7 protein-coding genes and 1 pseudogene are annotated in these 9,764 nt (G+C 44.0%); all 8 read left to right on the forward strand.

What is annotated here, in order from left to right; all coding sequences use genetic code 11:
• Positions 1-17: 17 nt before the first annotated feature.
• The 8 genes and pseudogenes from ACVBIO_RS04785 (at position 18) to ACVBIO_RS04820 (ending at position 9,530) form a co-directional block, all read left to right on the forward strand.
• Positions 18-1,208 carry a chromosome partitioning protein ParB gene (locus tag ACVBIO_RS04785; RefSeq protein ID WP_447172111.1) on the forward strand — a complete coding sequence of 397 codons (1,191 nt, stop codon included), beginning with the start codon at positions 18-20 and terminating at the stop codon, positions 1,206-1,208.
• A gap of 504 nt (positions 1,209-1,712) precedes the next feature.
• Positions 1,713-2,075 (forward strand): annotated as a pseudogene (locus ACVBIO_RS04790) (endonuclease); the annotation flags it as partial.
• A 13-nt stretch (positions 2,076-2,088) separates the two neighbouring features.
• Positions 2,089-2,820 (forward strand): 16S rRNA (uracil(1498)-N(3))-methyltransferase, encoded by a 732-nt coding sequence (rsmE, locus tag ACVBIO_RS04795; protein WP_447172112.1) that lies wholly within the window; start codon positions 2,089-2,091, stop codon positions 2,818-2,820.
• A 151-nt stretch (positions 2,821-2,971) separates the two neighbouring features.
• The gene (gene gshB, locus ACVBIO_RS04800; protein WP_447161525.1) at positions 2,972-3,925 is read left to right on the forward strand and encodes a glutathione synthase; all 954 of its coding nucleotides are present in this window, start codon (positions 2,972-2,974) and stop codon (positions 3,923-3,925) included.
• Positions 3,926-3,939: 14 nt separating this feature from the next.
• Positions 3,940-5,244, forward strand: coding sequence for an alkaline phosphatase (locus ACVBIO_RS04805; protein ID WP_447164267.1), 1,305 nt, complete (start codon positions 3,940-3,942; stop codon positions 5,242-5,244).
• Positions 5,245-5,435: 191 nt separating this feature from the next.
• Entirely contained in the window at positions 5,436-6,464 is a 1,029-nt protein-coding gene (locus ACVBIO_RS04810; RefSeq protein ID WP_447172113.1) for a methyltransferase, read from the forward strand.
• A 174-nt stretch (positions 6,465-6,638) separates the two neighbouring features.
• Complete coding sequence (locus tag ACVBIO_RS04815; RefSeq protein WP_447172114.1) at positions 6,639-8,303, forward strand: DUF342 domain-containing protein; 1,665 nt, start codon at positions 6,639-6,641, stop codon at positions 8,301-8,303.
• Between the two features lie 102 nt (positions 8,304-8,405).
• Entirely contained in the window at positions 8,406-9,530 is a 1,125-nt protein-coding gene (locus ACVBIO_RS04820) for a site-2 protease family protein (RefSeq protein WP_447172115.1), read from the forward strand.
• Positions 9,531-9,764: the final 234 nt, after the last annotated feature.

Genomic DNA, 9,764 nt, shown 5'->3' on the forward strand with positions numbered 1-9,764 from the left:
TTAGTTAGAGGTTTTAAATGAAAAATATGAAATCTATTTCGTTTGAAGAAGAACTTGTAAGTGGATTAGTTCAGAAGTACCAACCATTACCAAAATCTTATCTAGGTAGCTCTAGGGAGCTAATAGATAACGCTTTAGAGCATCTTTCTAGGGGGCAAATGATTGATATATTTAAAGACAAATCGGATCAGTATCCGTGCTTAAAACGAATCAAAACATCAATTAGTTATGATGTAGTGTACATAAACCCATCAGTAGCAAGAGACATCTTACGATTTTCAAGTCGAGGTGCTATTAATCCAAATAATAAAAATAGGCGCGTAAACAAGGCAGAGGTCAAGCGCTATACCGCAGCAATGGTTGATGAAAAATGGTGCTTAACAGGGGAGCCTATTGTGTTCAGTGACGATGGCGAATTATTGAATGGCCATACTCGAATGGAGGCTGCTGCGAACTCTTCGAAAGGTTTTATTACTGTAATCATTTATGGTGTGACTGACGATTTATCTTTCGCTCATATCGATGTTGGCAAAACCCGATCAAGAGCACAAGTCCTTGAAATGGCAGGTGTTACTGTGGATGCAAACATTCTATCAAAAGTTGCAATGCTAGCAAAATCATTCGAACAAACGAAAAATCGTTATGCTTTCCGCGGTACGCAAGGGACAGCCTTCCAGCAAGCTGAAATTTTACAGTATGTAGAAGCGCGCGAGGAGTTAGCGTTATCAGTCAGCTTTGTATCTCAACTGGCCAAAAGGCATAAACGTGAAATCCAGGCCGCGATTCATATTTATGCATTCGCGCACTATTTGATTAATTCTGAAACACAAAACTACAAAGGTGAACTAGTTATCACACCCGAGGATTATTTGTCCCGTGTGATATCAGGAATAGGAATAAAGAGTGAGGAAGATATAGAGTATCAGGTTAGAAATTACTTACAAACACAAGTTGGGGAATCTAGCTCTTACGCACTACTCTGTCGATTAAGCAGCATTTTTAAAGGCTGGAATCGTTATCATCGCATTGATGTTATTGGTAATAAACTCTCTGTACGACGTGTAGCAAGATACACTAAAGATGGAGATGGTAACCGTATACCAGCTAAAAGTGCTGGTAATATCAATGAAGCTTTTACTTATCCATTTGCTAAAAAAGGTTCCACACCGATTAAAATACGTAAGCAATCCAATTTGCAATATATTTAAATACTAAGGCTGGTAGAGAAAATTGACGCTCTCCACTTATAGTGAATTAAGAATACCAAACGAATAAAGGAGGCTAGAAGTCTCTGAATGTAATTCAGATCGCGGCTGCTATATAGATAAAACATTCCTTAGGAAAGACCAAAACGTACACACCTATTTTGTCTTACGGGAGCAAAACTAAGTAATTAGGTTTCGCTCCCCTTCGATAAAGACATCAACTGACAGGCCTACACATAATAGGCTCTCCCTTAACGTAGACAGTTTTTGATTCCTGTGTGATAAGCCAACCATGCCTGAAGGTAGAACTAGATAGCTTTCCCAGCATTAGGAATACATGCACTAAACAAAAAAACATGGAAATAAAAATAGGATATTAGGTATAATTTTAGTTCTTTAGCAAAAAAAATGCTAAAGAACATTCTGGGTTACTTTATAACCAAAAAATCCTATTGATTCAGTATTTTTTATCAACACAGCCGTAGCTTAGCAAAATTTAAGGGCTATTTAGTGCCAGCCATTGGTGAGGTTAACGGCGATCGCAGTAACTTTCGATTTAGCCAGTGGAACGCCAAGCCGACACAATACGGTCAATGCCAAGTGAGTGTCGACTTTAAAGGCCGAAAAGTTCAGCCACCCGCCCACACTCGTGGTCAAATTGCGCGAACTTATCTATATATGCAGAAAACTTACTCATTGAAAATATCCAAGAGCCAATTAAAGTTATTTAAAGCATGGGATAAAACCTATCCAGTTGATACTATTGAGTGTCGACGCGATACAGAGATTGCCAAAGTTCAAGGCAATCACAATGAGTTTGTACAAGCTCAATGTCAGCGTTTAAAAGACTCGCAAACATACGCAGAATAAGGCTAGTAAAACCATGAGAGTGCCAAGAATTTATCAAGAATCATCGCTAGTCATCGGCCAGGCAGTTGCTTTAGATGATGAAGCTGCAGGTCACGTTGGCCGCGTCCTAAGAATGTCTGTTGGCGAGCAAGTTAGCCTTTTTAATGGCGATGGTAATGACTACCTAGCCGAAATTATCAGCGCCAGTAAGAAAAACGTCGAAGTAAAAGTACTGTCATGCGAAGCTAATAACAGTGAGTCGCCGCTGCACTTACATTTAGGTCAGGTCATTTCACGCGGCGATAGAATGGACTTTACCATTCAAAAGTCTGTTGAGCTTGGCGTTAACACGATTACACCGCTGTTTTCAGAGCGCTGCGGCGTAAAACTTAGCGGTGAACGTTTAGATAAAAAAATTCAGCAGTGGCAAAAGATTGTTGTCAGTGCTTGTGAGCAGTCAGGCCGCAGTGTTGTACCCGTTATTCGCCCGGCTATGCAGCTTAGCGATTGGTGCGCTGAGCCATCAGATGCCGTCAAACTCAATCTACACCCGCGCGCCTCACATGGCGTTAATGGCCTCTCTTTGCCTAACAACAGAGTCAGGCTCGTTATCGGTCCAGAAGGTGGCTTGTCCGCTCCTGAAATCGCGATGACCGAAGAACATCAGTTTACCGATGTGTTGCTTGGCCCACGGGTGCTACGAACAGAAACTGCAGCCCTCACTACAATCAGTGCGTTACAGCTAAAATTCGGTGATATTGGTTAATTCCAACAGGCTTAGCTAGGTGTAGCGCCTAAAGCTGAAGCCTATATGGCATACCATTCAGTAGAGAAGTTTATCAGTTAAACGCTAGAAAACGGGCAGCTTTGCCCCCACGTTTATCGTTGTAACGAATATAAGAGAAGGAAAAAGCTCCATGATTAAACTCGGCATCGTGATGGATCCCATCAGCGAGATCAACATTAAGAAAGACTCTAGCTTTGCCATGTTAATGGCGGCGCAATCTCGTGGTTATCAGCTTTTCTACATGGAGATGAAAGATCTTGCCATGGTAAACGGCCAAGCAATGGCAACCATGAGCGCCTTGACCGTAAAAAATGATCCCCAGCAGTGGTACCAGCTTGAAGATGCTATCGATACACCGCTTGCCGATCTAGACGTGATATTAATGCGCAAAGATCCACCATTCGATACTGAATTCGTTTACTCGACTTATATGCTTGAGCGCGCCGAAGAGCAAGGTGTGCTGATCGTTAACAAACCACAAAGTCTGCGTGATGCAAACGAAAAGCTATTTACGGCCTGGTTCTCTGAGTTCACTCCAGAAACCATTGTGACCCGCTCAGAGCAGCGTATCCGCGCTTTTCATCAAGCAAAGGGCGACATCATTCTTAAGCCTCTTGACGGTATGGGCGGTAGCTCTATTTTTAGAGTAAAAAAAGATGATCCAAACCTGGGCGTTATCATCGAAACCTTAACCAGCGAAGGTCAACAGTACGCTATGGCACAGGCCTTTATTCCTGATATTTCTGCTGGCGATAAACGCATCTTAGTGGTTGATGGTGAGCCTGTTCCTTATTCATTAGCGCGTATTCCGCAAAAGGGCGAAACCCGCGGTAACCTAGCAGCAGGTGGCCGAGGAGTGGCACAACCCTTATCGGAATCAGATTGGCATATCGCCCGCACTATTGGCCCAGAGCTAAAGAAGCGGGGTCTTATCTTTGTCGGTCTCGATGTCATTGGTGACAAGCTTACCGAAATTAACGTTACCAGCCCGACCTGTATTAAAGAGATCGAAGCGGCATTTGATGTCGATATCACAGGCATGTTGATGGACGCAATCGAAGCACGCATTAATAAGTCAGCTTAGCCAAAGGATCCGGCATGAACTTAACAAAAACACTCACTTGGGCCATTAGTGCCCTCGTGTTGTTGCCTCTATACACATCGGCTAATGTCGATATCCATAAAACACCATCACGACCAAAAAATATGATTATTATGGTCGGTGATGGCATGGGACCGGCGTACACCAGTGCCTATCGCTACTACCAAGATAATCCTGACACCGAAGAGATAGAGCAAACCGTTTTTGATCGATTACTTGTCGGCATGGCATCCACCTACCCAGCAAGACAAAGTGGCTACGTTACCGATTCAGCCGCATCAGCGACAGCGCTTGCCACTGGCGTTAAGAGCTATAACGGTGCGATTTCCGTCGATGTGAATAAACACCCGCTAACCACTATCATGCAGATGGCTAAAAAGCGGGGTATGGCAACGGGTGTCGCAGTGACCTCTCAAGTCAATCATGCCACCCCAGCAGCATTTTTAGCTCACAATGAAAGCCGCCGTAACTATGATGAAATCGCCAAGAGCTATTTAACCTCTGAGGCTGATGTCATTTTAGGCGGTGGGCAAAAGTATTTCCCTGCGCCTTTACTCGACCAGTTTAAAGCTAAAGGCTATCAGCATATTGATACGCTCAGTCAACTCGACACGCTGACGCAAGGCAAAGCCTTAGGCTTATTTGCTGAAGTGCAACTGCCATGGGTTATCGATCAGCAAGATTCAACTCAGTTAAGTCTGCTGACCCAAAAAGCCTTAGATCTGCTATCGCAAAATGAAAAAGGGTTTGTGCTACTCGTTGAAGGCAGCCTGATTGACTGGGCGGGGCATAACAATGATATCGCTACCGCTATGGGTGAGATGCACGGTTTTGCTAACGCCATCGAAGTGGTTGAGCAGTTTGTCCGCGCGAACCCTAACACCTTGATGGTCGTCACAGCGGATCACAACACTGGTGGGCTGTCTATCGGTGCCAATGGCGAATATGCTTGGGATACTGGCTTGCTTCAGGGCGTGCAAGCAAGTCCCGCTACTATCGCCGAGCAAGCTATCGCTCTGGATGATTGGCAAACATGGGTTCAGCAAAAACTAGGTTTTGAAGTCACACAAGACGAACTGCAGCAGCTGAGTAATGCGCGTATGCAAGGAAAAGCCGCACTGGAAACCAGCTTAAAACAGCTTATCGACACTCGCAGCTTTACCGGCTGGACCACGAGCGGACACACAGGTGGTGATGTGCAAGTGTTTGCCGCAGGGCCCGCGGCCGATCTGTTTAAAGGTAATCAAGATAATACCGATATTGCCGAAAAGATGATGAGCTTACTGCCAAAGATTAAATAGCCTCAAGGCTCAACAGCAAAGCCACCAGTATAAAGGCCGCTATGACAAGTTTAGCGGCCTTTTTTATGCTCTGCTCAGCCCACTCAACAGCCACTATCCCCCCACACTCAACACCCATTAAGAGCATCTAATTCGCATTCGAAAGCGGTTGGGGTATAATTGCCAGCAATTACACCTGACCTTGAATACTCATGCTTACCAATGCTTCGCAAGTCCTTCTCAGAAACTGTGATCTAGTCAAAGACCAATCTGTATTGGTGATCAACTATGAAGGCGATCATCTAGCCAAAGAACTATTAAATACAGCCAGCAGCGTATGCGGATTAGCATTAGATTATCATCACCACTTGATTATGCAGCCTTATGCAACGGCAGATCTAACCCTGCATTTTGGCCATCAACTGCCTAATGATGATCATTTCGATACGGTTATCGTGTACTTCCCAAAAGCCAAAGCGTTAGCACCATATCTATTTAATCTGGCGGCAAAACACCTTAAACCTCAAGGGCAACTTATCGTTGTCGGAGAAAATAAAGGTGGCATTAAGTCACTGCCAAAACAGTTACCAGGCTACTTTGATAAGCCATTTAAAGCCGACAACGCACGTCACTGCATCTTATTTTTAAGTGAGCTCAATGGCCAAGCTCCCGAAATTAAGCTCAAAGATTGGCAGAGCCAATATCAGCTAGACACCCCTCAAGGGCAGATTACTATTTGTAATCTAGTGGGCGTCTTTAGCGAGAAAAAACTCGATGAAGGCACGCAGCTTTTGTTGGAAAATCTACCTAAGATGCGTGGCAAGGTACTCGATTTTGGCTGCGGTGCGGGCGTGATTGCAGCAGCATTACTCAAGGTTCAGCCAGAGCTTACACTAGAGTGTGTTGATATCAATGCGATGGCACTCGCTTCTTGCGAACTTACCCTACAAGCCAATGGTTTTAAGGCTAATGTTTTCGCATCTGACGGACTCGCACAAACGGCTAGCCACTATGACGGCATTATCTCCAACCCGCCGTTTCATGATGGTTTAGCGAGTACCACCAGCATTGTCACCAACTTTGTTAAAGACAGCACAAAAAAACTAAAGTCTGGCGGATTATTCCATATTGTGGCTAATCGCCATCTGCCATATTCAGATATCATTGCGGAAATCTTCGGTTCAGTGAACGTTAACGCTGAAAATAACAAATACAAGATTTACTCCAACATCAAACCATAAATCAGCATCAATCCCCCTCAGAGCCTAGTGCAGTAACCGATCACTCACTAGGCTTGTAATATCTGCTTAATTATTTGATTCACAATATTTGTCTGTGGCGCTTTTTAACCAGCTTGTAATATGTTACTACTCCCATAGCAATCTCTGAAAAAAATAATAACGATGGGGATTTTTATGCTACACCCAGAACTCATTGAGTTAAGCCAAGACAAGCACAAAGCCGAATTAAAAATCGTCCCGAATAACCATGGGCCGATTACAGAAAATGATCTGCTGCAATTATTAGCGTTGCCAGACTTTTCTTACCTATGTCCATTACAGGCACAAATCACCCAAGCCGTCATAAAAGTCAATCAGCTACACCACCAAGAGGGCGGTGACGTTGAGCAGTTTTTCGAGATTGCCGATAGACGTGATGCAACGATAAGCTTTGACGTCTCTGACGACAAAATGCACGCCAGCATGACATTGACCGCAGCCTACGGCGGCAAAAACCTTGATATCAGAGATATACTCCAAAACCTCAAGCTACAACGAATTAGTATGGGCCTAAGCAAGCCCAAAATCGATGCATTATTAACTGAGTTTGCACACCTCTCTCCAGGCTCCACATGCACAAGCGTCATTGCCAATGGTCGAGCGGCAGTGAATGGTATTCGCGCTAGTTTAGAGCGAAAAGTCTCCCTTGCCAGAGAGCGACTACTGCAACCACAAGAGAATAGTGATGGCAGCGTAGATATGCGTAATCTTGGCGCGGTTATTATGGTCAAACCCGGTAGCTTGCTGATTGAAAAGACCCCCGCAACTCAAGGTACTAATGGCTATAACGTATATGGTGAAAAGCTCATTGCTAAACCAGGAAAAGATTTTAAGCTCACTCCTGGTCAAGGTACAGAATTGAGCAAGCAAAACCCCAATCAACTTATTGCCAGTGTTGCAGGACAGCCGGTGGAAACCAAGTCGGGAATGCAGGTCGATGACGTATTACAAATAAAGAACGTCGATGTAAGCTATGGCCATGTGGACTTTAAAGGCAGTGTGCTGATCACAGGCGATGTCGGTGAAGGCATGGTGGTCAAGAGCAGTGGCGACATAACCGTTATGGGCTTTGTAGACTCTGCCAGCTTACATGCTGAAGGCGATATCACGGTGAGTAAAGGCGTGATTGGTCGCCAATTAAAAGACTTAAGTTTGTCGACCACCTTAATAGCCAAAGGCCAAATTAGTGCCCAATTTGTACAATACTCTCAGCTTGAAGCTCAGGGCAATATCCTCATCACCAAACAACTTTTACACAGTCATACTCGCACTCAACAGCAACTGATCGTTAGTGATGCAAATGCTCGTCGCGGCGATCTTGTTGGCGGCAAAGCCGAGGCGAATAAAGGCATCAAGGCGGTAGCGCTGGGCGCGACGGCAGATACAAAAACTGAAGTCTATTGCGCCATGGCGTTAACGGATTTAAAGCAGCAACTCAAACAATTAGATAAAAGCATTAAATCCATGGTGGTCGCTGCACTGAATATTGAGGCGCAACTCAGAAAACTGCCGCCAAAAGTAGAGTGGCAAGATGACGCCATGATGGTTGAGCAAGTGACAGTGATGCTAGATGAACAGCGCCGAATAATAGTGGTTAGAGCACAGGAAGAACTCGAGTATGACAGCCTAAACCTTGAAGTTGAAAACTATTACAAGCATTATCGCATCGATGTGCTTAAACATATCTTTTCCAATGTAGAGCTACATATCGGTAACGCCTTTCAACGGACTCAAAGAGAACATGGGCCTTGCAATATAAGCAACAAAAACCAGGAAATAAGCTTCGATTACAGTCATTAGCGGTTAATTATTACCTACTCAGGAAAGTTCGAGCGCTTTCGACTTTCCTTAAGCTACAAATCCACGGCATAATTATGTCACTTTTCTCCTTTGAGACATGACGTGGAATTATTGAAAATCGACTGCCTTGGAAAACCGCTACGCCTAGAAGGCTCACTTGCGGGATGGCAGCAACTGTTTTGGGGAGACACTCTAGTCTCTGTTATTCAAGCCAGCTCAGATAATGAAGGACTAAAGAGCCATAATTTTGAATTGTCGATTCAAGATCCAGCCCTTGTCCCCGCCATTGATGGCGAGCCGATACCATTGCAGACAATCAAAATCACCTTAGAGACAGACTTACAATGGCAACCCTTTGTCATTGATTATCGCTTGCTCAAAGATGATGAAGTCATGACCACAGGTCAGCGCACCACCAAAGACATTGAACGCCAAACTCCCACGACACCGATCCCTGAAAAGCGACAATTCAGTGTCGTTGGTCTCGCTTCGCTGGGCTTTAAGCTACTCAAGAGTGCCAAGGTGATTAAGGTGCTATTGGCAGGTGCCAGTGTCGCGGCTTACTCTTGGTTATTTTCATTCCAATTTGCTTTAGCCCTTATCGCCTGTTTAGTCTTTCACGAGTATGGCCATATCAGGGCGATGAAATACTTTGGTATGAAAACCAAAGGTATCTACTTAATTCCCTTTATGGGCGGCTTAGCTTTAAGTGATGAGAAAATTAATACCCGCTGGCAAGATGTAGTGATCTCTATCATGGGTCCAACCTTTGGCCTATTTATGTCGCTAGCCTCTCTCGTCGCCTACTGGGTAACTGGCAATATCTTCTTTGCTGGTTTAGCCACATTTAATGCCTTGTTAAACCTATTTAACCTACTGCCGATTTTGCCGCTTGATGGCGGTCATATCCTGAAAAGCATTAGCTTTTCAATGAACAGCAAAATGGGATTAGTGGCCTGTATTCTTGGCGCTGCGGTTGGTGTGTATATCAGCTATTCATTAGGCCTAGCATTACTGGGTTTTCTATTGCTTATCGGTAGTGCTGAAATTGTGTTTGAATGGAAAACCCGTCATCAGAGTCATTTACTACCATTAGATAGATATGGCCAGATCTTTTCAACGGTTTGGTACCTAGCAACCGTAGGCGCCTTGATTGGTATTATCTGGTACTTTGCTGGTAGTGGTGATGAAATGCTAGCGCTACCACTTGAGATCTTAAAGAGTTAGCGATCTTAAAAAGCTAGAACCAGGTAATTTATTGATTAGAAAGCCGACTTCATGTCGGTTTTTTTATGCTAATGCCTACAACTGCTCTAAAGTGTGGTTGGTTTGGAATATTAAGATCCCGAGTGACCAATATGAATATTGCATCAATTTAGGAGTAATACCAATCTAAGTAAAAATATGATCTAATTGCATTCATCGTATTCTCTTCATTTGTGGTTATGGATAACTTTAAAA

It is taken from the genome of Shewanella sp. 0m-8, from assembly GCF_052977265.1.